This window comes from Paenibacillus plantarum, assembly GCF_013141695.1.
GTDB classification, from domain to species: domain Bacteria; phylum Bacillota; class Bacilli; order Paenibacillales; family NBRC-103111; genus Paenibacillus_E; species Paenibacillus_E plantarum.
Map to the genome: position 1 here is coordinate 371,324 of NZ_WHNY01000075.1, position 23,690 is coordinate 395,013.

The 23,690-nt window shown below is 44.9% G+C and carries 22 protein-coding genes and 1 other annotated feature; of the genes, 17 read left to right on the forward strand and 5 right to left on the reverse strand.

The features are described 5' to 3' along the window. The first annotated feature begins 171 nt into the window (after positions 1-171). The 11 genes from spoIIGA (at position 172) to ileS (ending at position 10,406) form a co-directional block, all read left to right on the forward strand. Positions 172-1,095 (forward strand): sigma-E processing peptidase SpoIIGA, encoded by a 924-nt coding sequence (spoIIGA, locus tag GC096_RS29635; protein WP_171635331.1) that lies wholly within the window; start codon positions 172-174, stop codon positions 1,093-1,095. A gap of 149 nt (positions 1,096-1,244) precedes the next feature. Next, entirely contained in the window at positions 1,245-1,967 is a 723-nt protein-coding gene (gene sigE / locus GC096_RS29640) for an RNA polymerase sporulation sigma factor SigE (protein ID WP_171635332.1), read from the forward strand. Positions 1,968-2,127: 160 nt separating this feature from the next. Further along, positions 2,128-2,910, forward strand: coding sequence for an RNA polymerase sporulation sigma factor SigG (sigG, locus tag GC096_RS29645; protein WP_056612640.1), 783 nt, complete (start codon positions 2,128-2,130; stop codon positions 2,908-2,910). A gap of 142 nt (positions 2,911-3,052) precedes the next feature. Next, entirely contained in the window at positions 3,053-3,352 is a 300-nt protein-coding gene (locus tag GC096_RS29650) for a YlmC/YmxH family sporulation protein (RefSeq protein ID WP_056612638.1), read from the forward strand. 175 nt (positions 3,353-3,527) lie between these two features. After that, complete coding sequence (gene pgeF / locus GC096_RS29655) at positions 3,528-4,325, forward strand: peptidoglycan editing factor PgeF (protein WP_376769540.1); 798 nt, start codon at positions 3,528-3,530, stop codon at positions 4,323-4,325. A gap of 37 nt (positions 4,326-4,362) precedes the next feature. After that, a complete protein-coding gene (locus GC096_RS29660) occupies positions 4,363-5,049 on the forward strand; it encodes a YggS family pyridoxal phosphate-dependent enzyme (protein WP_171635336.1) in 687 nt (228 codons plus the stop codon). Between the two features lie 53 nt (positions 5,050-5,102). Next, positions 5,103-5,525 (forward strand): cell division protein SepF, encoded by a 423-nt coding sequence (locus GC096_RS29665; RefSeq protein ID WP_056612633.1) that lies wholly within the window; start codon positions 5,103-5,105, stop codon positions 5,523-5,525. A gap of 40 nt (positions 5,526-5,565) precedes the next feature. Further along, complete coding sequence (locus GC096_RS29670; RefSeq protein WP_157265147.1) at positions 5,566-5,838, forward strand: YggT family protein; 273 nt, start codon at positions 5,566-5,568, stop codon at positions 5,836-5,838. Positions 5,839-5,840: 2 nt separating this feature from the next. Further along, positions 5,841-6,623, forward strand: coding sequence for a YlmH family RNA-binding protein (locus GC096_RS29675; protein WP_171635338.1), 783 nt, complete (start codon positions 5,841-5,843; stop codon positions 6,621-6,623). A gap of 151 nt (positions 6,624-6,774) precedes the next feature. After that, the gene (locus GC096_RS29680; RefSeq protein WP_171635339.1) at positions 6,775-7,251 is read left to right on the forward strand and encodes a DivIVA domain-containing protein; all 477 of its coding nucleotides are present in this window, start codon (positions 6,775-6,777) and stop codon (positions 7,249-7,251) included. Between the two features lie 72 nt (positions 7,252-7,323). Beyond that, positions 7,324-7,572 (forward strand) — a binding site (T-box leader). Between the two features lie 65 nt (positions 7,573-7,637). Further along, positions 7,638-10,406, forward strand: a complete 2,769-nt coding sequence (ileS, locus tag GC096_RS29685) for an isoleucine--tRNA ligase (protein ID WP_171635341.1) — start codon at positions 7,638-7,640, stop codon at positions 10,404-10,406. A 71-nt stretch (positions 10,407-10,477) separates the two neighbouring features. Here the strand turns inward: ileS and GC096_RS29690 are convergent, their stop codons facing one another. Then, entirely contained in the window at positions 10,478-11,215 is a 738-nt protein-coding gene (locus tag GC096_RS29690; protein ID WP_171635343.1) for a TraR/DksA C4-type zinc finger protein, read from the reverse strand. Positions 11,216-11,354: 139 nt separating this feature from the next. Here GC096_RS29690 and lspA point away from each other — a divergent pair, with 139 nt between their 5' ends. Genes lspA through GC096_RS29705 form a run of 3 tightly spaced genes read left to right on the forward strand, consistent with a single transcriptional unit; the run spans position 11,355 to position 13,987 of the window. Continuing rightward, entirely contained in the window at positions 11,355-11,873 is a 519-nt protein-coding gene (lspA, locus tag GC096_RS29695; protein WP_171636177.1) for a signal peptidase II, read from the forward strand. Then, positions 11,848-12,798 carry an RluA family pseudouridine synthase gene (locus GC096_RS29700; protein WP_171635344.1) on the forward strand — a complete coding sequence of 317 codons (951 nt, stop codon included), beginning with the start codon at positions 11,848-11,850 and terminating at the stop codon, positions 12,796-12,798. The genes lspA and GC096_RS29700 overlap by 26 nt, the downstream gene beginning before the upstream one ends. 34 nt (positions 12,799-12,832) lie before the next feature. Further along, a complete protein-coding gene (locus GC096_RS29705; RefSeq protein ID WP_171636179.1) occupies positions 12,833-13,987 on the forward strand; it encodes an aminotransferase A in 1,155 nt (384 codons plus the stop codon). An 805-nt stretch (positions 13,988-14,792) separates the two neighbouring features. Here the strand turns inward: GC096_RS29705 and GC096_RS29710 are convergent. The 4 genes from GC096_RS29710 to GC096_RS29725 all read right to left on the reverse strand — a co-directional run bounded on the left by GC096_RS29710 (position 14,793) and on the right by GC096_RS29725 (position 20,323). Continuing rightward, positions 14,793-15,914 (reverse strand): N-acetyldiaminopimelate deacetylase, encoded by a 1,122-nt coding sequence (locus GC096_RS29710; protein WP_171635346.1) that lies wholly within the window; start codon positions 15,912-15,914, stop codon positions 14,793-14,795. Positions 15,915-15,941: 27 nt separating this feature from the next. After that, a complete protein-coding gene (gene dapD, locus GC096_RS29715; RefSeq protein ID WP_171635348.1) occupies positions 15,942-16,652 on the reverse strand; it encodes a 2,3,4,5-tetrahydropyridine-2,6-dicarboxylate N-acetyltransferase in 711 nt (236 codons plus the stop codon). 72 nt (positions 16,653-16,724) lie between these two features. Further along, on the reverse strand, positions 16,725-18,602 hold the full coding sequence (locus GC096_RS29720) for an ABC transporter ATP-binding protein (protein ID WP_171635350.1): 1,878 nt from the start codon (positions 18,600-18,602) through the stop codon (positions 16,725-16,727). Continuing rightward, positions 18,599-20,323: an ABC transporter ATP-binding protein gene (locus tag GC096_RS29725; RefSeq protein WP_171635351.1), complete on the reverse strand. Its 1,725-nt coding sequence runs from the start codon at positions 20,321-20,323 to the stop codon at positions 18,599-18,601. Before GC096_RS29725 ends, GC096_RS29720 begins: the two co-directional genes overlap by 4 nt. A 408-nt stretch (positions 20,324-20,731) precedes the next feature. Here GC096_RS29725 and pyrR point away from each other — a divergent pair, with 408 nt between their 5' ends. The 3 genes from pyrR (at position 20,732) to pyrC (ending at position 23,593) form a co-directional block, all read left to right on the forward strand. Further along, positions 20,732-21,280, forward strand: coding sequence for a bifunctional pyr operon transcriptional regulator/uracil phosphoribosyltransferase PyrR (gene pyrR / locus GC096_RS29730; RefSeq protein WP_171635353.1), 549 nt, complete (start codon positions 20,732-20,734; stop codon positions 21,278-21,280). A 5-nt stretch (positions 21,281-21,285) separates the two neighbouring features. Beyond that, on the forward strand, positions 21,286-22,185 hold the full coding sequence (locus GC096_RS29735; RefSeq protein ID WP_171635355.1) for an aspartate carbamoyltransferase catalytic subunit: 900 nt from the start codon (positions 21,286-21,288) through the stop codon (positions 22,183-22,185). Positions 22,186-22,309: 124 nt separating this feature from the next. Beyond that, positions 22,310-23,593, forward strand: coding sequence for a dihydroorotase (gene pyrC, locus GC096_RS29740; protein WP_171635356.1), 1,284 nt, complete (start codon positions 22,310-22,312; stop codon positions 23,591-23,593). Positions 23,594-23,690 lie beyond the last annotated feature (97 nt).

Consider the following 23,690-nt stretch of genomic DNA (forward strand, 5'->3'; position numbering starts at 1 on the left):
TTCTGTAAGCTTTTCTCCTGTGGACGAGACCGCGCTAACTGACAAAAAAAGTAGCATCCTACTAGCATGTTTAGACAGACTTTGAACTTGGAATCCAATATACTGATTTAGAACCTTAAAGTTTCGTCACGAAATTGCTAGATAGTGCCCTTCTTGGAGGTGAGGCATGGCATGGTCGTCTATGCGGATCTCATTTTCCTGTTGAACTTTCTGGTGGATGCAGCGTTACTATTGGTCACTGCAAAAACGCGGAAAATAGCGTTCACTTGGTGGAAAATTGCACTTTCTGCAGCATTAGGGGCTTCGTATGTCGTTATGATGTTTTTACCAGTTCCAACCTTGCTTTTTACATTTTCTGTGAAATGTATGTTCTGTACAGGTATGATTATGACCGCTTTTGGTTACGGTTCCTTACAAAATTTATTACGGAATATGGGAACTTTTTTACTCATCAATTTTGCTGTTGCTGGTGGGATGTTCGGCATCCATTATGTGCTTGCCTCTTCCTCAGATGTTATGAAGGGAATCGTATTTACGCAATCTGGTGTAGCCGTATTCCAATTTCAAATCGGCAGCATCTTGTTTGTGGTCCTGCTGTTGCTACCTCTCATATGGTGGTTTAGAACCGTGTTTCAAAGTAGTAAACAGCGGGAGGTTATGACGACCTATTTGGCAGAGGTCACGATTCACATTGGGGATTTCAGTGCTACTTGCAAAGGCTTGATCGATACGGGTAACCAACTGTATGATCCATTGACGCGAACACCCGTTATGGTTATGGAAGTATCGGAATGGGGAGATGTTCTGCCTGAGCAATGGCTGCAAAGGATACGCTCATCAGATGTGGATCAAATCATCAGCGGCTTAGGCGTAGAGGAGTTTATCTGGCAGGATCGTTTGCGACTCGTACCTTACCGTGGGGTCAACCGGAATACGCAATTCATGCTGGCTATTAAACCCGATAAGGTGGTGATTATTCATAATGAATCGCAATTGGAGGCAACGAAGGTGCTTATAGGGCTCGACGGAGGAAAGCTGTGCAGCGATGGTTCCTACCAAGCCATTATCCATCCTGCATTGATTCAAGCAGGCTAATGTTTCGAGATAAGTTGCTAGTACAAGATTCATGAGAGGTTTAACGGCAGTGCGAGGTTCATTATTATAAAGTCAGTTTTCCATTGGAAAACGCAGCTTAGCTTACGATGAAAGTTTTGCTATGGCAAAACTCTTAGGAGGAAACTAACATGTTCTTGAAGTGGAAACTGCTCTTTCAACTAACGTATTATCGCATTTTGATGATGCTAGGACTCAAAGGTGAGGAAATCTATTACATAGGTGGTAGTGAAGCATTACCACCGCCGCTTACTCGTGAAGAAGAAGAATACTTATTGGAAAAATTACCATCTGGGGATGCAGCTATTCGAGCTATGTTGATTGAACGCAACCTGAGATTGGTTGTCTATATAGCGAGAAAATTCGAGAATACGGGTATTAACATCGAGGATTTGGTTTCGATAGGAGCGATTGGTCTTATCAAAGCCGTAAACACTTTTGACCCCGAGAAGAAAATTAAGCTGGCTACCTACGCATCACGCTGTATCGAGAATGAAATTCTGATGTATTTGCGCAGAAATAGTAAAATTCGAACCGAAGTATCGTTTGATGAACCGTTGAATATTGATTGGGATGGTAATGAACTTCTATTGTCTGATGTATTAGGCACAGAGAATGATACCATTTACCGCAATATCGAAGAACAAGTTGATCGGAAGCTTTTACATAAGGCGCTTGATAAACTTAGTGAACGTGAGCGTATTATCATGGAGCTGCGGTTCGGGTTGCAAGATGGGGAAGAAAAGACGCAGAAAGACGTTGCAGATCTGCTAGGTATTTCGCAATCGTATATCTCCAGATTGGAAAAACGGATTATTAAGCGGCTTCGCAAAGAGTTTAACAAGATGGTCTGAAATTTTTTTTTGGCAGTAAATGTCGAAATTGTTCAGGTGTCACGGGAGGGAGCGAGTCAGTACCCTTTTGTCAAGTGGCTGAGCAAGGGATAGGACAGGAATAAATCGACCGCTCACGGGGATAATTAACAGTAATGTTTCTCCTTGGGAGGTAATCACGGTGACCCGAAATAAAGTTGAGATATGTGGAGTTGACACCGCTAAACTGCCTGTGCTAACCAATGCAGAGATGCGTGAGTTGTTCACTGACCTGCAAACAAAACAGGAACGAACTGCAAGAGAGAAATTGGTCAATGGCAATTTAAGGTTGGTACTGAGTGTGATTCAACGGTTCAACAATCGTGGAGAGTATGTGGACGATCTCTTCCAAGTTGGCTGTATTGGTTTGATGAAAGCCATTGATAACTTTGATTTAAGTCAAAATGTCAAATTCTCGACCTATGCTGTACCGATGATAATAGGTGAGATACGCCGCTACTTACGAGATAATAACCCGATTCGCGTTTCTCGTTCCTTGAGAGATATTGCTTACAAAGCATTGCAAGTTAGAGACAGTCTAACGAATCAAAACTCACGCGAACCATCTATTTATGAAATTTCTGAAGCCTTGAATGTACCGAAAGAAGATGTCGTGTTCGCGCTTGATGCCATTCAAGATCCAGTATCCTTATTTGAGCCCATTTATCATGATGGAGGCGATCCGATCTATGTGATGGATCAAATAAGCGATGAGCGCAATAAAGACATGTCATGGATTGAGGGAATCGCATTGCGCGAAGCGATGCATAAGTTGAATGCTAGAGAGAAGATGATCCTTTCTATGCGCTTCTTTGAAGGGAAGACCCAGATGGAAGTGGCCGATGAGATAGGTATTTCTCAAGCACAAGTTTCAAGGTTAGAGAAATCGGCTATTTGTCAGATGCAGAAACATGTGAAATCCTAAGAGCAATTAACAAAGACTGGAACGGCTTTGGTAGACAAGCCGTGAAGGTCTTTTTTTGTTTGACAGGACATTTTGCCCATAAGGCACATATACTAGTAAAAAATCAGTACAAATTCTAATGAGATATGTGGTGATAGGCCTCATGAAAATATCTGATTTCCAGACGAAGGATGTAATTAATATTGTGGACGGCAAAAAGCTTGGACAAATCAGTGATTTGGAGCTTGACCTGCGCCAAGGACGAATCGAATCCATTGTTGTTCCGAATCAGAGTCGATTTTTTGGACTGTTTGGAACAGGGACCGATGTGATCATTCCTTGGAAGCATATCGTGAAAATTGGTGCTGACGTTGTGCTCGTGAAGCTAGAAGACGTTCGGCCATACCGACAAACCGACGACACCGAAGTGGTATATGAGTTTAATCGTCAATTTAAAAATTGACGTTGGACACACGGGGACGCTGTATCAGCAAGATAGCAGCTGATCAGACATCGTGTGTCTTTTTATTTTGTGCTAAAGTAGAGATATACAAAAAGGGTTGGAGGGATTTGCATTGGAACCATTTGACATACAACCGTCCTTACATTCAAAAGAGGATCATCCGGTCCTTTTACCTATAGCTCCGTGGAAGTCATTGTTTCCTGAGATTACCGCTGGCTTCAGCACTCGTTTAGGTGGAGTAAGTCAGGCACCCTATTCAACGCTAAATCTCGGTTTGCATGTAAATGATACCCAGGAGGATGTCGTGCGTAATCGTGAGCGTGTTGCAGACGCTGTAGGGCAGCCATTTACATCTTTTACATATGCGGAGCAGGTACATGGGAAAGACATTGCTATCGTCAGTCTGAACGAGCAGGGCATGGGGCGTGATAGCAGAGAAACAGCTCTTCAAGCGAAGGATGGATTTATAACCAAGGAGAACGGTATCGTACTCTGTGCGCAATTTGCGGATTGTGTACCGTTATATTTCTATGATCCCGTTCAGCGTGTGGTAGCCCTTGCCCATGCAGGTTGGAAAGGTACTGTGTTAAACATTTCCATGGCTACAATATCCTTAATGACACATACTTTTGGTAGTCAGCCATCTGATATCCGAGCAGCGATAGGACCCTCAATTGGTGTCTGTTGCTATGAGGTTGATCAGACGGTAGCGTCGCGCGTTAGATTGGTTTTTGAGGAAACACGGATAGCGCCTGAGGTACAAGAAGCTATTATCACGGATAAAGGCAACGAGAAGTACATGTTGAATTTGCAATTATTAAATCAGAAATTGATCGAGCAAGCAGGAATTTTGTCGTCCCATATCGAAGTAACTCAGTTATGTACGAGTTGTCGAACTGATCTCTTCTTTTCGCATCGAAAGGAAGGGGGTTCCACAGGGCGAATGATCGCTTGGATCGGACTTCGACCCTAAGGAACTGACAACGTGTTTGAATTGAGGTGTAGAGAGAATGAGCGTATTGGAACGCAAACAAGAGGTTGAAGCTCGGATAGCTACGGTATGTCGGGAGTCAGGCCGTCAAGAAAATGACATTAAGATCATCGCAGTAACCAAATATGTATCTTTAGAAACGACAGAACAAGTATTGAACACCGGTCTACATCATATTGGAGAAAATCGTTGGCAAGATGTAAAGCCGAAGTGGGAAGCTCTTCATGAACGTGGAACATGGCATTTTCTAGGGCATTTGCAGACGAATAAGGTGAAGGATGTTATCGGCAAATTTGCTTATATTCATTCACTTGATCGGATGTCGCTCGCGAAAGAGTTGGACAAGCAAGCTGCCGCTTTGGGGATAGAAGTCAATTGTTTCTTGCAAGTGAACATTTCAGGTGAAGAAACGAAATATGGCGTATCGCCTCAAGAATTTTTCCAATTTGCTGAGGAAGTAAGTAAGCTTGTTCATATTCGCGTATGCGGCTTGATGACGATGGCTCCTTATGAGTTAGAACCGGAAGAAACAAGACCAGTTTTTCGAGGATTACGTGAGCTTCGGGATCAATTGAATGAACGTAGGTTGTTCCCTTATGAAGTGAAAGAGCTATCTATGGGGATGTCAGGCGACTTCGACGTGGCCATTCAAGAAGGTGCAACTTGGGTTCGTTTGGGTACTGTATTAGTAGGCAAAGAGGGCTAAGTGCATTAGAAATATGATTCCGTTGTGTATGATTTCGATAGGAGGGAAGCGCTATGGGTGTATATAACCGATTTATGAACTTTCTGGGACTTCAGGAAGAGGAAGAAATTGTAGAGCGTGAACGGATTGTAGAAGCAACAGAAGAACCTGAAACCAATCCATACGAATTACGTAATAAAAATAAGGCGAATGTCGTCAGTATTCATTCACAGAAGAATTCACGCGTTGTCCTTAGTGAACCTCGCACTTATGAGGAAACACAGGACATTGCAGACCATCTACGTGCTCGTAGAGCGGTTGTCGTTAATTTACAACGAGTTCGCGGCGATCAAGCTATCCGAATTGTAGATTTCTTGAGTGGTACGGTTTACGCATTGAATGGGTCTATCTCTAAGCTTGGACCGAATATTTTTCTCTGTACACCAGACTCAGTAGATATTCATGGACATATCTCTGAGATGATGGGCGAGGAATAGACGCATATCCCCAAACACATAGACAGAGGTGGGAAACAACGTGGATAACGTTTACTCTTTTTTAAGCGTTTTGACAGAAATTTATTATTTCATGATTATTGGTTACTTGATCTTATCTTGGTTTCCAAACGCACGTGGCAGTTTTGTCGGTGGACTGCTTTCGAAGCTGGTTGAACCGTATTTGGCTCCATTCCGCAAAATCATACCAAGCATCGGTTTCATTGACCTCTCGCCAATCGTGGCGTTGATTGCATTGAAATTCGTCGTCATGGGTATCTTTGCTGTTCTGGATTTCATCGTGGGGTTATTTTAGTCTTGACGAAAGATATTTATGGACATTTTCACCAAGACGAGCATCATTTTGTTGATAAAGCCTGGGATTGGGCCCAGCGAGCTGCCGAGCAGCATGCCGTGAAGTTAACCGATTTCCTCGATCCCAGACAGGCCTTCATTCTGAATTCACTCGTCAACCGACACCCGGATGTACATTGCCGACTGGATGGCGGCTATGAAGCAGCAGAGCGCAAGCGTGCCATTATTGCGCCTGACTACCGCAGCTTGGATAGTGAAGACATGGCGATGGCCGTGTTAGCTGTATCCTCAGGCGATGGCAAATTTCTTACGTTAGAACACGGAGATTACATGGGCGCCATTCTTGGACTCGGCATGAAGCGGGACAAGGTTGGCGATATTCATGTTATAGAGGGTGGCTGCCATTGCTTGGTGACTCAAGATGCAGCCGACTATTTGCATTTGAATTTATCACAAGTACATAGAGTACATGTCCAAACGGAATTGCTCTCTTTAGATAAGCTGGAAGTAGCGCAAGCGCAATTGGATGAACTCCATCTATCCGTTGCTTCCATGCGTATGGACGGAATTGTAAGCGATGTATTCCGGCTTAGCCGAGCCAAAGTATTGGTACCGATCCAAGCAGGCCGTTGCCGCGTGAATTGGAAGTTAGAAGAAGATCCAAGCAAGCCACTGAAAGAAGGCGATATGATCTCCTTACAGGGTTTTGGTAGGTTCAAAGTGCTTGAAGTGGAAGGCGTATCGAAAAAAGGTCGAATTCGTGTGAAGATTGGCAAGTTTGCATGATCGTGGATAATTTATCCACGAACTTTGCAGGAATTGCTAATTTTCTGTCGAACTGAACTGTATAGACATGGGTGTAGGCTAGCTTTCAGACAAGCTCAGCTTATGCTTACGAAGTCAGTTTTGCTACGCAAAACGCTAAGGAGGGGCACTGATGCCATTAACACCGCTAGATATACATAATAAGGAGTTTTCACGTTCGTTTCGTGGTTATGATGAGGATCAAGTGAATGAATTCCTAGATCAAGTCATCAAGGATTATGAAGCGCTTATTCGTGAGAATAAGGATTTGCAGAATCAATCGATGGCTTTGCAGGAGCGTTTGGATCACTTCACGCATATTGAAGAGTCGCTGAGCAAAACGATTATCGTGGCTCAAGAGGCTGCAGATGAAGTCAGAAGCAATTCGAAGAAAGAAGCGCAGTTAATCCTGAAAGAAGCGGAGAAGAACGCGGATCGGATTATTAACGAATCATTGACGCGTTCACGCAAAGTAGCTCTTGAGATCGAAGAACTCAAGAAACAAGCGTCCATTTACCGTACGCGCTTTCGGACTTTACTTGAAGCACAGCTTGAATTACTGAATACAGAAGGCTGGCAAAGTATGCAGTTTGAACATAAGGAAGAGTAGGCATGGAGCAGTAGGCAGGTATCATATTGACTATGCTTGCCAGATTGGGTATACTCCTGTTAAAAGTATCGCAATAAAGCTATGACTGGAACGAGTAGGGCGTTATGAGCAGTGTCAGCGAATTAGGGTTGTGGTGTGAGCCTAATCTCTGCAACGTACCGAATATCCCCCAGGAGCGTCTCTTGAACCCAAGTAGGGAGAAACGGGTCATGCCGTTACACATGATCGAGTGAAGAAGCTCTGTTCGACTCGCCTTTAGGCGCGTGTTCATGAGGCTTTTTAACGAGGGTGGTACCGCGAGTTGAGTTTCTCGTCCCTTTTGGGATGAGAGGCTTTTTTTGTTTTTTTAGACTAGGATAGATTGAACCAGGAGTGGAGTGGTAAAGATGGATTATGGAAAAACATTAAACCTATTACAAACAGAATTCCCGATGAGAGGTAATTTGCCGCAGGCAGAGCCGAAAATGCAAGAGCATTGGGAAGCAGAAGACATTTATGCGAAGGTACAAGAAAGTCGTAAGGGGAGAACGAAGTTTATTTTACATGATGGGCCTCCTTATGCGAATGGAGATATTCATATCGGTCACGCACTTAACAAAGTGCTCAAAGATATTATCGTACGTTTTAAAACACTGCAAGGCTTTGACGCGCCATATGTCCCAGGTTGGGATACGCATGGTTTGCCAATCGAGCAAGTGATTACGAACAGTGGGAAAGTCGATCGTAAGAAGATGACGGTTCCCGAGTTCCGTGAATATTGCAAAGAATACGCTTTGCAGTCCGTTGAGAAGCAGAAGAGTCAATTCCAACGCCTTGGTATCCGCGGAGATTGGAAAAACCCGTATATCACCCTGCAACCAGGATACGAAGCTCAACAAATTCGTGTCTTCGGTACGATGGTACAGAAGGGCTTCGTTTACAAAGGCTTGAAGCCTGTGTACTGGTCCCCATCGTCTGAGAGTGCATTGGCTGAGGCAGAAATCGAGTACAAAGAGAAAACTTCAACATCCATCTACGTGGCTTTCCCAGTAAAGGATGGCAAAGGCAAGCTTCCAGAAGATGCTGCCATCGTTATTTGGACAACGACAGCTTGGACATTACCTGCGAACTTAGGGATTTCCTTGCACCCTGAATTCGAGTACGCAGTCGTTCAAGCGAATGGGAAGAAATATGTGCTGGCACAAGGTCTTCTTGCAACAGCTGCGAAAGAAATCGGCTGGAGTGAATATGAGGTATTATCGACAGTAAAAGGTAGTGAGTTGGAGTTTGTTACGTGTCAACATCCTTTCTACGATCGCGAATCTCTTGTTATGGTTGGCGAGCACGTGACACTAGAAGCGGGTACAGGTTGTGTTCACACAGCTCCTGGACACGGGGAAGACGACTTCGCTATCGGTCAACGTTATAACATCGGTGTACTTTGTCCTGTGGACGATCAAGGACATTTTACGGCTGAAGCACCAGGGTATGAAGGCTTGTTCTATGAAAAAGGCGGCAAGCTGATCATTGAGAAGCTGCAAGAGAATGGTCTTTTGTTGAAAGCTGCTGACATTCAGCATCAATATGCACACGATTGGCGTACGAAAAAGCCTGTTATTTATCGTGCAACGGAGCAATGGTTTGCGTCGATCGATAAGTTCAGACAAGAGATGCTGGATGAAATCAAGCAAGTGAAATGGACGCCAGAGTGGGGCGAAGTGCGCCTGCACAACATGATCGCTGATCGTGGAGACTGGTGTATTTCTAGACAGCGGGCATGGGGCGTTCCGATTCCTATTTTCTACTGCCGCAGCTGTAATGAGCCACTTGTCAACGAGCAAACGATTGAACATGTTGCCCAGTTATTCGAGCAAGAAGGTTCGAATGCTTGGTTCATCAAGGATGAGAAGGATCTACTTCCGCACGGCACTAGCTGTACGAAATGTGGTCACGGTGAATTCCGCAAAGAAACGGACATTATGGACGTATGGTTTGATTCCGGTTCCAGTCATGTTGCGGTTCTCGAGTCGCGTCCAGAACTTCAATGGCCTGCTGATTTGTATCTAGAAGGTTCAGACCAGTATCGCGGTTGGTTCAACTCTTCCCTGATCACTGGTGTAGCAACGAGAGAGAAATCGCCGTATAAAGGCATTCTGAGTCATGGCTTTACACTAGATGGCGAAGGGCGCAAAATGTCCAAATCCATCGGTAACACGATTGATCCGAATGTGGTTTGCGGCAAATTAGGCGCTGATATTCTTCGTCTATGGGTTTCCTCCGTGGATTATCAATCCGATCACCGAATTTCGGACAATATTTTGAACCAAACGACTGAGGTATATCGTAAAATTCGTAACACTATGCGCTTCCTTCTGGGGAATTTGAGTCAGTTCAATCCGGCTACAGATCGTGTTGCGGTTGCGAGTTTATCCGAACTTGATCGCTATGCGTTGATTCGTTTGAACCGGATGATCGAGAAAGTTATCAAAGCTTATGAAGCCTACGAATTCCATGTTGTGTATCAAACGATCCACCACTTCTGCGCGGTCGAAATGAGTTCCTTCTATTTGGATATCATCAAGGATCGACTGTATGCGAATGCGGCTGAGGATCCAGCACGTAAAGCGTCACAAACCGTGCTATACGCTGCTTTGACTGCGATTACGAAGCTTATTTCACCGATTCTTCCTCATACTGCGGATGAAGTTTGGAAATACATTCCAGGTGTGGAATTAAGCTCTGTGCAACTTGCTGAATTACCGGAAGTAGAAACGAGTGTTTATAACGAAGAGTTGGAGAATAAATGGAATTCCTTCTTGGAAGTACGTGATGACGTGCTGAAGGCGCTAGAAGAAGCGCGTAAGGAGAAAGTCATTGGTAATTCCTTAGGGGCAGCCGTGAATTTATATCCAAATGAAGCGATGTTTGCTTTGTTGACACAATTCGAGCAATTGGATCAGTTGTTCATCGTGTCTGCTGTTAACCTTCACCCTCTAGGTACTTCTGTACCAGAAGGTGCACTTCAGTCCAAAGATGTTGCCATTGCCATCGCTGTTGCAGACGGTGAGAAATGTGAACGTTGTTGGATAGTGACGCCAGAGGTTGGGCACAGTAAGGAGCATCCAACACTCTGCGTCAGATGTAATGATGTTGTGTCTGCTCATTATCACGAGTAGAGGAACCAAACGAGCTTGCGCGACATGCGAAGCTCGTTTGTCCTGTTTTTAATCAGAGTCATTTCTTGTCTTTATTCATCGTCTAAATCGGCAGTTCTTTCGGGTTCAAGAAAAGGATCGCCTTCATCGCTGTGCATATACTCGTTATAAGCTTTACTTCGTACAATGGTAACATGTTCACCATAGAGATCAGTGGCTACAAAGCTTTCGAATGACTCTACATAGCCTTCCAACTCGTCGGCTTCAATGTACATGTCATTGTAGCTTTCTACTTGGTTGCTTTCTGCGAAAGCGGGGGTATTTGAAGTGCCCCAGCTTTCAACGATTTGCCAGGCATCTTCACCATCAAATTCTGTTTCGTTGTTTTTCTCATCGAAGCTCGTACGCCCGAACGGCGGATAAAGAACCTGCTCTTCAACAGGGCGTCGGAACGATTGGTCGGGATCAGGTACATGTTCTATGCTGTATAAAGTTGTAGGAATGGCTTGTAGGCGTTCATATGGTATGGGTTGATGGCTAAAAATGCAAACGCCATAATCGCCACTTTCCATACGAGCTAAAGCTTCATTGACTTGTTGTAAATGCATCTCTGCGTGTTCATTAAGCGAAATGTCTTTCGCTCGTTCAAAAACTTCGGACCCGATATCACCGGGATGATTATCATACATGGAGAGCTCGCCTATGGAATCTGAGAATGAATTTGCGAGTCCAAATTGATCATTTGAAGCGAAATGCTTTTCTAGTGCAACCTTTTCCTCCAACAGTTGTACATATAAGGATTGTAATTGCTCTTCGGTTAAATGGCTCATAGGTCATACATCTCCCTTCTAACAGCTCATTCATACCGTTTATGATGCCGATAGACCGCTTTTTTTAGTGAGGTAATTCCTTGAAAAATAGGAATGTACAAGCTTTTCACAATGTAGGAGGTACTCTTAAATGAAATATTTGAAATATTACCTGTATGCACTTCTTGCATTTATTCTTGATCAAGTTACGAAATGGATCATTGTGAAAAAAGTTCCGCTCGGCGAAGAGCGTCCTGTTATTGGGGATTTTTTCATGATTACATCCCATCGTAACCGTGGTGCAGCCTTCGGTATTTTACAAAATCAACGTTGGTTTTTCATCATTGTCACTATACTTGTGCTGTGTGGTATTGTTTGGTATATGCAGCGTACTATTCGTGAAGGCAAAGTGTTACTTCCGTTCGCATTGTGTTTACTTTTTGGAGGAGCATTCGGTAATTTCGTAGACCGTGCTTTGTTCGCAGAAGTTGTGGATTTCTTCCAGTTTACCTTTGATTTTAACTTCTTTGGCAAGGAAGTCGATTATATCTTCCCAATTTTCAATGTAGCGGATTCATGCATCGTTGTCGGGGTTATCCTGATCTTCATTGAATCGATTCTAGCTTCACGAAAAGATAAAAAAGGAGCAACACATGAACACAAACCAGACCTCACCTGAGACTGTGACTCAAGAGCCAATTGAATGGACGGTAGAAAATCAGTTTGCCAACGAACGGATCGATAAATTTATTACAGAAGCGTTGGAAGAAGATATTTCTCGAACACTTGTCCAACAATGGGTCAAAGATGGTCACGTTAAGGTAAATGGGAAAGCAGTAAAGCCCAATTATAAATTGTCTCTGCATGATGTGATTGCGTTAGTGATTCCAGAGCCTCAAGGCGTGGAGTTGCTGGCTGAAAACATTCCTCTGACAGTTGTATACGAGGACAGTGATGTGATCGTTATCAACAAACAGCGTGGACTCGTTGTTCATCCTGCGCCTGGACATTACTCAGGGACTTTAGTGAATGCGTTAATGTACCACTGCAAGGACTTATCCGGCATTAATGGTGAGCTTCGCCCAGGTATTGTGCACCGAATTGACAAGGACACCTCAGGCTTAATCATGTCAGCCAAAAATGATAAGGCTCACGCAAGCCTTGCTGAGCAATTGAAGGCACACACGGTTAATCGCAAATACATTGCATTGGTACACGGATATATTCAACATGATCAAGGGACGATCGATGCGCCGATTGGACGCGATTCTCATGATCGTAAGATGTATACCGTTACGGAGAAAAATAGCAAAACAGCGGTAACGCACTTCGTCGTTATCGAACGGTTTGGTGACTTTACTTTAGTTGAGTTAAAGCTGGAAACGGGGCGTACGCACCAAATTCGCGTGCACATGAAATTCATTGGCCATCCGTTAGTTGGGGATCCGATGTATGGCAAAAGCAAAGGCATGTTGATGGACGGTCAAGCCTTACATGCGGCTATTCTAGGTTTTACACATCCACGAACAGGGGAATGGATGCAGTTCGAAGCGCCAATTCCTCCTGATATGGAGAACCTAATATCAACGATACGGACAACATAGTTCTTGTTCAATGGAGAGAGGAGAGCTACTCATGTTGGAGCATTTGATTAACCCTCAAGTAAAAGATATTCAAATATCAGGTATTCGTAAAATTTCGAATCTAGTCAGCACGATTCCTGGAGCTTTGACCTTAACGATCGGGCAGCCTGATTTCCCTACGCCGCGGCATATTATCGAAGCGGGACAAAGAGCTTTGGAACAAAACAAAACGGTCTATACGCAAAACCCTGGATTAATCGAACTTAGAGAAGCTGTTTCTAACTTTGTGAAAGTCAAGTATGGCCAGGAGTATCGCGCGGCGGATGAGATTATCGTCACAGCAGGTGCTAGTCAAGCGGTTGATATCACGTTGCGAACGATTTTGACACCAGGCGCAGAGGTCATCATTCCAGCTCCGATTTATCCTGGATATGAGCCTTTAATTCACTTGGCAGGCGGCGTGCCTGTCTATGTGGATACTAGAGAGAATGGTTTGAAATTAACTGCTGAGCTATTGGCACCCTACCTGACAGAAAAAACACGTTGTGTCATTCTATGTTATCCGTCAAACCCAACAGGTCAGGTGCTCACGGAGAAGGAAATTGCTGATTTGGCCGAATTATTGGCAGATCGCGAGCTCTTTATTTTATCCGATGAAATCTATAGCGAGTTGGTGTATGGCGTTCAGCATCGTTCCATTGCGACAGTCGGCAAGTTGCGTGAAAAGACAATCGTCATTAACGGCTTGTCCAAATCTCATGCTATGACAGGCTGGCGTGTAGGGTTTACAATGGCTCCTGCGTACCTCACAGCACATATGGTGAAGGTTCACCAGTATAATGTGACTTGTGCTAGCTCTGTGAGCCAGTATGCCGCCTTGGAGGCTTTGACGGTAGGGATTGACGATGCACTCCCGATGCGTGAAGCATACGTAGCCCGCCGAGATTATGTCTACGATCGTTTGATCGCAATGGGAATTGAGCTGGAAAAGCCGGATGGTGCGTTCTATTTGTTCCCGTCCATTGCGAAGTTTGGCTTATCCTCGCAGGAATTTGCTATGAGGCTGCTGCATGAAGAGCATGTTGCTGTTGTTCCGGGAGATGCTTTCACTTCCTACGGGGAAGGCTACATCCGGATTTCATACGCCTATGCACAGGATGTGCTGGAGCAATCGTTGGATAGACTTCAACGGTTTGTAAGCAAGTTGTAGAAGGGACCATCGCTGGTAGCAGCGGTGGTTTTTTTTTGGAATTTGAGGGACCCTTAGCTGCTGCTGCCTCCTAAGTGCAAGCTCCACGAACCCTGGGCAGCCCCGAAAATCATAACTCAGAACATCGGACCCCAACCCGAACCCCGAACCCCGAACAAAATAAAAATGATACACCTCTGACCACCTAATTGTTCATCAATAAATGGAAAATATACAGTTAATTTCCTCGTTTTAGACCCGGATTTATGATTAGATGGAAAATCTACAGCTAATTTCAAATGATTGGCTAGTTAAAAGTAAAATGAGCACAATTAGCAACATGAAATCCAGTTATTTGTGTTTTTGAGGGTGTTTTTCCAAAAATAGCTACATATAATCCAGTTAATTGGTTTGTTGCGGCTGAAAGTTGGGGTTGATAATTAGGTGGATTGAGCTGGAGGAGTAGGAATGGTGTACTTGTGGGAAATGAGGTGGAGGGAACGTAGAAACACTAAGGTAGTGGGAATAGAGATGAAAGAAAGTAGAAGTAATAGAAGGTAGTAGAAGTAGTAGAAATAGTAGAAGTAGTAGAAGTATTAGAAATAGTAGAAATAGTGTGATTGTGGGAATTGGGGTGGAGTAATGAGTGTGAAAAAGTGGAGAAAAGTTGGGTGCTGAGACAGAGTGAGAGCTGTTGAAGTAAATTTAGATAGCTGAGTTAGTAGTAAATGGACAGGAGAGAAGATGGAGTGGGGAAGTAGAGGGAAAACAAAAAGCCTCTCGACCAACCAAATATAAATTTGGTTGATCGAGAGGCTTATTCATTTTAGCTAGATTTATATCGCAAGTATGCCGTAATCGTATCGATAGCTACATCTATGGCGCGCTCATCGGGATCAAGTTTGGCATTATGCAGGCCATGTGGTGTATCCACACCTAACCAGAACATAAAGCCAGGGATTTTCTCCAAGAAGTAACCAAAGTCTTCGCCAGTCATGGCTTCTGTACATTCGAACAACGTAACGTTATCACGTCCACGAAGCCAGTCCATGAATTCCACGGTTAATGCTGGATCATTATACACTTGACGGTAATTCGAGCCCCAGTCAATCGTGACTTGGCATTCGAAGGAAGCTTCAATGCCCGCGGCAACCGCTTCGATGCGCCCTTTGATCTTGTTCATGGAAGCAGCAGATAAGGTGCGAATCGTACCCTCTAAGCGAGCCTTCTCCGCGATTATATTCTGCTTCGTTCCAGCTTCCATTTTGCCAATCGTGATCACAGCGGAATCCAGTGGATTCACGTTTCGGGACACGATGGTTTGAAGCTGTCCGACCATTTGCGTTGCCGCGATGATCATATCATTCGCTTGATGCGGGTAGGCCGCATGGCCACCTTTGCCAAGCAGATCAATGAACAACTCCGATGTGTTGGCAAACAAGATTTCAGGCCGGACAGCGATTGTGCCGACAGGATACTCTGGCGCAATATGGAGCGCAACCATCTGGTCGGGCATCCAATCTTGCAATTCCTCGGCAGCTAGCATCGGTAACGCACCGCCAGGACCTTCTTCAGCCGGTTGGAACAACACAACAAGATCATCCTGCATAGGATTCGCCGTGAAGTGTGTCACAACCCCCATGCCGATAGACATGTGAAAATCATGCCCACACGCATGCATATAGCCTGGATGCTGAGAGGGGAAGGGCAACGTCGTCTCTTCCGTGATCGGAAGCCCGTCCATATCTGCGCGATAACCAAACCGCTTGCTCGGGTTTAAGCCTTTGATATAGACCAGAATGCCCGTACGCCATGTGCGGATCGATAGTCGATCCTGCGGCAGCTTGGCCAATTGCTCAAGAAGAAGCTGCTGCGTTTTAAACTCTTGAAATCCTGGCTCCGGGATTTGATGCAACTGACGTCGCAGCTCTACAAAAGGGCTAAGCATAACGATTTCCTCCAGATCTAGTTCACCTTATAGGGTACGTAGGTCTGCTAGAATTTCGGTTTTGGATTTAGTTTTGTCATCAACTTTCTTGATAACGCGAGCAGGTGCACCTGCAACAACTGTATACTCTTCAACATCTTGCGTTACGATTGCTCCAGCTGCTACAACGGAACCTTTACCGATTCGTACACCTTCAAGAATAACCGCGTTAGCGCCAACAAGAACGTCATCTTCGATCACACAAGGTTGAGCAGAAGGTGGCTCGATAACGCCAGCGACAACTGCGCCTGCGCCGATGTGACACATTTTACCTACTTGTGCACGACCGCCTAGAACTGCGTTCATATCGATCATTGTACCGTCACCAACGGAAGCACCGATGTTGATAAGCGCACCCATCATGATAATTGCGTTATCGCCGATATGTACTTTATCGCGAATAACTGCGCCTGGCTCGATGCGAGCATTGATGTGTTTCAAATCTAGCATAGGAATAGCAGAGTTACGACGATCGTTTTCAACAACGAAATCAACAATTTTATCTTTATTAGCTTCTAGAATCGGTTGAAGCACGCTCCACTCACCGAAAACAACGCCGCTGCCGCCAGTAATGAAGGATTGGCTGCCTTCGCCGAACTCAAGGCCTTCCAGGTTTCCTTTTACATATACTTTCACCGGAGTTTTCTTTTTGCTTTCTTTAATAAATTGGATAATTTCTAGGGTATTCATTTCAGACATGGTGACATCTCCTTCAAATTTATGATTGACTCTCCTATATTAGCAGAAAGGAGGCGTGAGAGCCAACCTGTTTCATACAGCTTCTTGTGTGAATTGACTGTTATAGAGCTCCGCGTAGAAACCATGCTGCTCCAGAAGCTCCTCATGCGTGCCTTGCTCGATGACGGTTCCTTGATTCATGACAAGAATCAGATCAGCTTCACGAATGGTAGACAGACGATGAGCAATGACGAAACTTGTACGATCGGCCATCAAATTATTCATCGCACGTTGGATAGAAACTTCCGTCCGCGTATCTACACTGCTCGTTGCTTCATCTAGAATCAAGATGGCCGGATCAGCTAGGATCGCACGGGCAATCGTAAGCAATTGCTTTTGACCATGGGATAAATTGGACGCTTCTTCATTCAAAATCGTATCATACCCATCAGGAAGTGTTCGGATGAAATGATCCGCATAGGCAGCGCGCGCCGCGTCAACAATATCCTCCTCAGTCGCACCAACCCGCCCATAGGCGATATTGTCACGGATTGTGCCATTGAAGAGCCACGTATCTTGCAGTACCATACCGAACAGCCCGCGGAGGTCACTACGAGTCATATTGCGTGAATCAACACCATCGATGGAAATGCGTCCGTTTTGCAATTCATAGAAGCGCATCAGGAGATTGACGATCGTTGTTTTGCCAGCTCCTGTAGGTCCAACAATGGCAACAGTTTGTCCTGGTTTGACATCGATATTCATATTCGTAATTAATGGCGTATCTGCTTTGTATGAGAAAGCGACATCTTCAAACTGTACATGACCATGGACTTCTTGAACTTTTTGCGAGTCTTTCTTCTCAAGGACTTCTTCGGGTTCATCTAATAATTCAAAAATGCGCTCAGCCGCTGCAATCGTGGACTGAATGACGTTGGCGATATTCGCCACTTGGGTAATCGGCATGGTGAACTGTCCGGAATATTGGATGAAAGCCAGGACATCTCCAATTTTAATCGCATTGTGCGTCACCATAACGCCGCCAATAACGCTGACGAGCACATAGCCAATATTGCCGATGAAGGACATGACTGGAAAGATAAGTCCCGAAATAAATTGGGCTTTCCAGCCGGTATGATACAACCGCTCATTAATTTCATTGAACTTATCAACAGATTGCTGTTCTTTGCCAAAAGCCTTCACAATCGTATGTCCTGTATACATTTCTTCGACATGTCCGTTGAGCTCGCCAAGGGTTCGCTGCTGTCCTTTAAAATATTGCTGGGAACGGCTAGCGATCATCTTCGTTCCCCAGATGCTCAGCGGAAGCGTAACGATCGTCGCTAAGGTGAGCAGAGGGCTGATCGTTAGCATCATAATGATAGTTCCGAGCAATGTGACAACGGAAGTGATGAGCTGCGTTAAGCTTTGCTGCATGGTCGAGCTGATCGTATCCACGTCATTCGTAGCTCGGCTCATCGTGTCCCCGTGGCTTCTTGCATCAAAGAAAGACAAAGGAACGCGCGTCAGCTTTTCGCTAACATCTCTGCGTAAGTTGAAGACAATTCGCTGAGTTACTTTCACCATGATTCGCTGCTGGATATACATTAAAATGGAACTCACGACATATAACACGGCAAGAATAAGAACGATTCTGAGAATCGCATCGAAATCGATTTTCGCGCCTGCAATGCCTTTGAGTTTGCCCATGGAGCCTTCTGCGAGCTTAGTAACGGCGTTACCCATCAGTTTCGGGCTAATAATACTAAACAGTGTGCTTAGGATAGCGGCAATGAGAACAAATGAGATGGAGACGCGAAAAGGCTGCATATACGCTAATAGTCTTTTCAAAGTACCCTTGAAATCCTTCGCCTTCTGAACAGGCATCCCCATGCCCATACCGCCTCGGCCCATAAAGCCCGGATTCATGCCGCCTGGGGGGCGCTGTGGTTCTTTCGGTTTGTCACTCATGCACTTTCCTCCTCTGATAGCTGAGAAGCAACAATTTCTTGATAGACCTCACACGTTTTCATCAGTTCCTGATGCGTGCCGATGCCAGCGATTTTACCCTCATCCAAAACAACGATTTGATTCGCGTCCATAATGGTGCTGACACGCTGGGCGACGATCAACATGGTGGCACGTTCTGTTTCTAATTTAAGCGCTGCGCGTAGCTTTGCATCCGTCTTGAAATCTAAGGCGGAGAAGCTGTCGTCGAAAATATAAATATTCGGTTTGCGGGCCAGTGCTCGGCTAATGGCAAGACGCTGCTTTTGACCACCGGAAAGATTGGTACCGCCTTGTGCAAGTACGGACTGGAAGTTGTCTTTCATACCGCCAATGAAATCGGCTGCTTGTGCGGTAGATGCTGCGCGAGCAAGCTCTTCATCTGTCGCTAAATCATTTCCGAATCGGAGGTTATCGGCTACTGTGCCGGAGAAGAGAACGGCTTTTTGTGGGACATAACCGATTTGTTCACGTACACTTTCAAGCGTCAGAGAAGGAAGCGGTTGATCGTTCAATGTGATGGAACCTGATCCGACATCATAAAACCGAAGGAGTAAGTTAATAAGCGTTGTTTTGCCTGAACCTGTTCCTCCAATGATAGCTGTAACTTCGCCAGGTCTAGCGCTGAAGGTAATATCTTCGATCGCTGGTTGTTCTGCACCGGGGTAACTGAAGGTTACATGATTAAAATGTACCGTGACTTGGTCCTCTTTCAGGGTTACAGCGTTCTTGGCATTATGTACGACGGATTCGATTGCCAACACTTCATTAATACGAACCGCAGAAGCGGATGCCCGAGGAATCATCATGAAGATCATCGTCATCATAAACATGCTGAACATAATTTGCATCGCATATTGAATGAAGGCCATGAGATCTCCAACTTGCATTTGACTATTATCAATGCGAATGCCGCCATACCATAAAATCACAATCATACCGAGATTGAACACAAGCATCATAACAGGCATCATTGTAGCCATGATGGTGTTTACTTTGATTGCAGTCTGCGTGAAATCTTGGCTGGCACGTTCAAATTTAAGTTTCTCATGGTTTGAGCGGTTAAATGCGCGAATGACACGAATACCTGTTAAATGCTCCCGCAAAGCAAGGTTGATGCCGTCAATTTTGATTTGCTGTGTTTTGAATAACGGAATTCCCTTACGCATAATAAAAACAATGACAAGTACTAAAATTGGGATCACTGCAATCAAAACAAGGGCAAGATGCGCATCTTTGTACGTTGCCATGATAACACCGCCAATGAGCATGGTTGGTGCCCCAATGAACATCCGCATCATGACAACCAACTGTTGAACTTGCGCGATATCATTAGTCGTTCTAGTAATGAGAGAAGACGTACCAAGCTTATCAAATTCATTGAGGGAAAAACTCTCGACATGGGAAAAAAGCTTGCGCCGCAAATCTCTCCCGAAGCCTGTTGCTGTCTTGGCAAGCAGATAACTCGCCACCATGACACAGGCCATGCCGCCCATTGCGACGAGCAACATATAAGCTCCAAATCGCAGAATATAACCGACATCACCTTTTACCACACCGACATCCACAATGTCAGAGAGGAGAGTCGGCAGATACAGTTGAGCTAGTGATTGCAGAAGCATCAATGTAATGATGACAACCACTGAAACTCGATAAGGCTTCAAATACCTAAACAATTTGAACATAGTTTCCTCCTTAACCTTTTGGCCACAACGATACTAAATAATAGGAAATAAAGATAGATTTATATGTAAATTATAACACATGCTCCAAGACTTGCCCAAGGAATGATCTATGTATGATGCCAAAAAAACATTGACTTATCCTGTCGAAAGTGGCATAATTCTTTTAATTACATATGTGCCTTTAAAAACAGTCCAGAGAGGCTGGCAAGGTAAAACGATAAGAAAAGTCGGGTAATGCTGAGTCGAGAATTCAGCAAGCTTAAGGGTGTGCGCATCCTGCAGCCCCGCTCTATCTCTTTATGCACTCGTAAACTCCTTGCCAAGAATTGGGCAAGGAGTTTTTTGGTTTTACCACCAGAATACGTATGTGAATGCTGACTTAGATAGTTTAGCCAGGAGGCGAAAACGATGAATGAGACCGCCGAACACACCATTATTGATGAGATGGGAATTCGTAGAGCACTTACGCGGATTGCACACGAGATACTGGAAAAGAATAAAGGTGTAGAGAATTGTACCTTGATTGGTATTCGGACCCGAGGCATTTACTTAGCGAAGCGAGTAGCAGAACGGATTCTAGAAATTGAAGGCGTACCGATTCCGGTGGGAGAGATCGATATAACTTCTTATCGCGATGATCGCGTGAAAGTCAGATCGGTGGAGAACGTGCAAGAAGGCGGCAAAATGCAAATCCAAGATCGCAAAATCATCCTGTTCGATGATGTGCTGTATACCGGCAGAACGGTAAGAGCCGCGATGGATGCGCTAATTGATTTAGGCCGACCGCAAATGATTCAACTTGCTGTACTTGTGGACAGAGGGCATCGTGAGCTTCCCATACGACCTGATTATGTGGGCAAGAATGTACCGACGTCCAAGAGTGAGAGCATTGAAGTGATGTTAACGGAAATTGATGACAAAGATGAAGTTATTATCCAGAGGGGGAAACAGGAGTGAGTAGCATGAGCACAACAACAACTAGACATTTCTTGGGACTAAAAGGCGTAAGTGCAGAGGAGATCACAAGCATTCTGGATCGTGCAGCCTACTGGGAACAAAGCCCTAGCAAAGTAAATAACCAACTCCATGGGAAATTCGTTTCCAACTTATTTTTTGAAAATAGTACAAGAACTCGCTTCTCCTTCGAACTAGCGCAAAAACGTCTTGGTGCAGATGTGCTGAACTTCTCTTCAGCTGAATCCAGTGTGCAAAAAGGCGAGTCCATCTACGACACAGTTCGCACGCTAGAATCCATGGGGATTGATGCTGGTGTGATTCGACTGAAGCCGAATGGTGTGCTGCAAGAGCTAGCAGAGAAAATCAAAATCCCGCTCATCAACGCGGGGGACGGCAATAACGAGCATCCAACGCAAGCGCTGCTTGATTTCTATACAATGCGCAAGCAATTCGGCGCAATCAAAGGTTTGACAGTCTCCATCATCGGAGACATTCTACATAGCCGCGTGGCTCGTTCGAACCTCTGGGGGCTGATCGCCCTTGGAGCCAAAGTGCAGTTCTGTGCTCCTGCGAGTATGCAGGCTCCTGAGCTAGCCGAGTTCGCTCCTTATGTCAACTTCGAAGAAGCTTTGAAAGCCGACGTCGTCATGATGCTTCGTGTACAGCTGGAACGTCACGACACAGGGCTTATCAAATCAGCTGAAGAATACCGCGAACAATACGGATTAACGGTAGAGCGTGCAAGCCGCATGGCGCCTCATGCGATCATCATGCATCCAGCTCCAGTAAATCGCAATGTGGAGCTAGATGATGAACTCGTGGAACATGAGAAGTCTAAGATCTTTACACAAATTGCTCATGGTGTGCCGATTCGTATGGCCGTCATCGAACGAGCTTTATCATAAAAGGAGAGACTTTGATCTCCGATCAAAGATCCCTATAAATCCCCACAAAGTGAAGCTAAGCTCTGAAGTTGATTCCAATTACTTTACGGGGACCCCAAACGAATACTAGGAGGACAATATCACAATGGGAATTTGGATTCTAAACGGACTTACCGTTGATGCGAATAATGTACAAACGAAGAAACATGTTTTAGTCGAAAATGATAAAATTGCACAGGTCGTTGATGCTTCTAATGGTGAAGTACCACAAACAGCGGGTCATGAAGTCATTGACGCTGCTGGCAAGCTTGTATCACCTGGTTTCATTGATATGCATGTGCATTTGAGAGAGCCTGGCTTCGAACATAAAGAAAACATTGCAACGGGAACACGTTCTGCGGCAAGAGGCGGTTTTACAACAATTGCTTGCATGCCAAATACAAGACCGGTTATTGATACCGTAGATACGGTAAATTACATATTAGACAAAGCAGCAACAGAAGGTGTTGTGCGCGTCATTCCTTACGGAACGATCACGAAGAACGAGCTTGGTCGTGAACTAACGGACTTCGCAGCGTTGAAAGAAGCGGGCGTAATCGGGTACACGGACGATGGCGTTGGCGTTCAAAGCGCGCAAATGATGAAGGATGCAATGGCGCTTGCCGCATCACTCGGTATGCCAATCATCGCACACTGTGAAGATGACACATTGGTTGTAGGAGCGCCGGTAAATGAAGGCACTTTCGCAACAAAGCATGGTCTGAAAGGTATCCCGAACGAATCCGAAGCGATTCATGTTGGCCGCGATGTATTGCTAGCGGAAGCAACTGGGGTACACTACCACGTATGTCACGTCAGTACAGAGCAATCCGTTCGCTTGATCCGTCATGCCAAACAGTTCGGCATCAAGGTTACTGCTGAAGTGTGTCCGCATCATCTGCTTCTTTCTGAAGAAGACATTCCAGGGATGGACGCGAACTGGAAGATGAATCCGCCGCTACGTACACCGCGTGATGTACAGGCTGTCATCGAAGCGTTAGAAGATGGCACGATCGACATCATCGTAACGGACCATGCGCCGCATACGGAAGAAGAGAAAGCCAAAGGCATGATGATGGCACCATTCGGAATCCTTGGTTTCGAAACAGCATTCTCCTTGCTGTATACGAAATTTGTACTTACAGGCAAATGGACACTGGGCTTCCTAGTGGATCGCATGACCAAAAAGCCTGCTGACGTATTCGGTCTTCCATACGGAACTTTAGAAGTGGGCAGCGCGGCAGACATTACAATCGTTGATCTAGATACAACGAAAGCTGTTGTGAAAGAAGAGATTGTTTCCCGCAGCAAGAACACTCCATTCATCGGTTGGGAGCTGCAAGGCTGGCCAGTTGTTACGATTGCTTCCGGTAAAGTTGTTTATTCATAAAATGTTCGGAATAGGCTACGATTTAAAGCCTAAATCACGATAAGCATCTATACGATTGAACTAAAATCGTGTATATTTATACAGAAAGATTAATTTT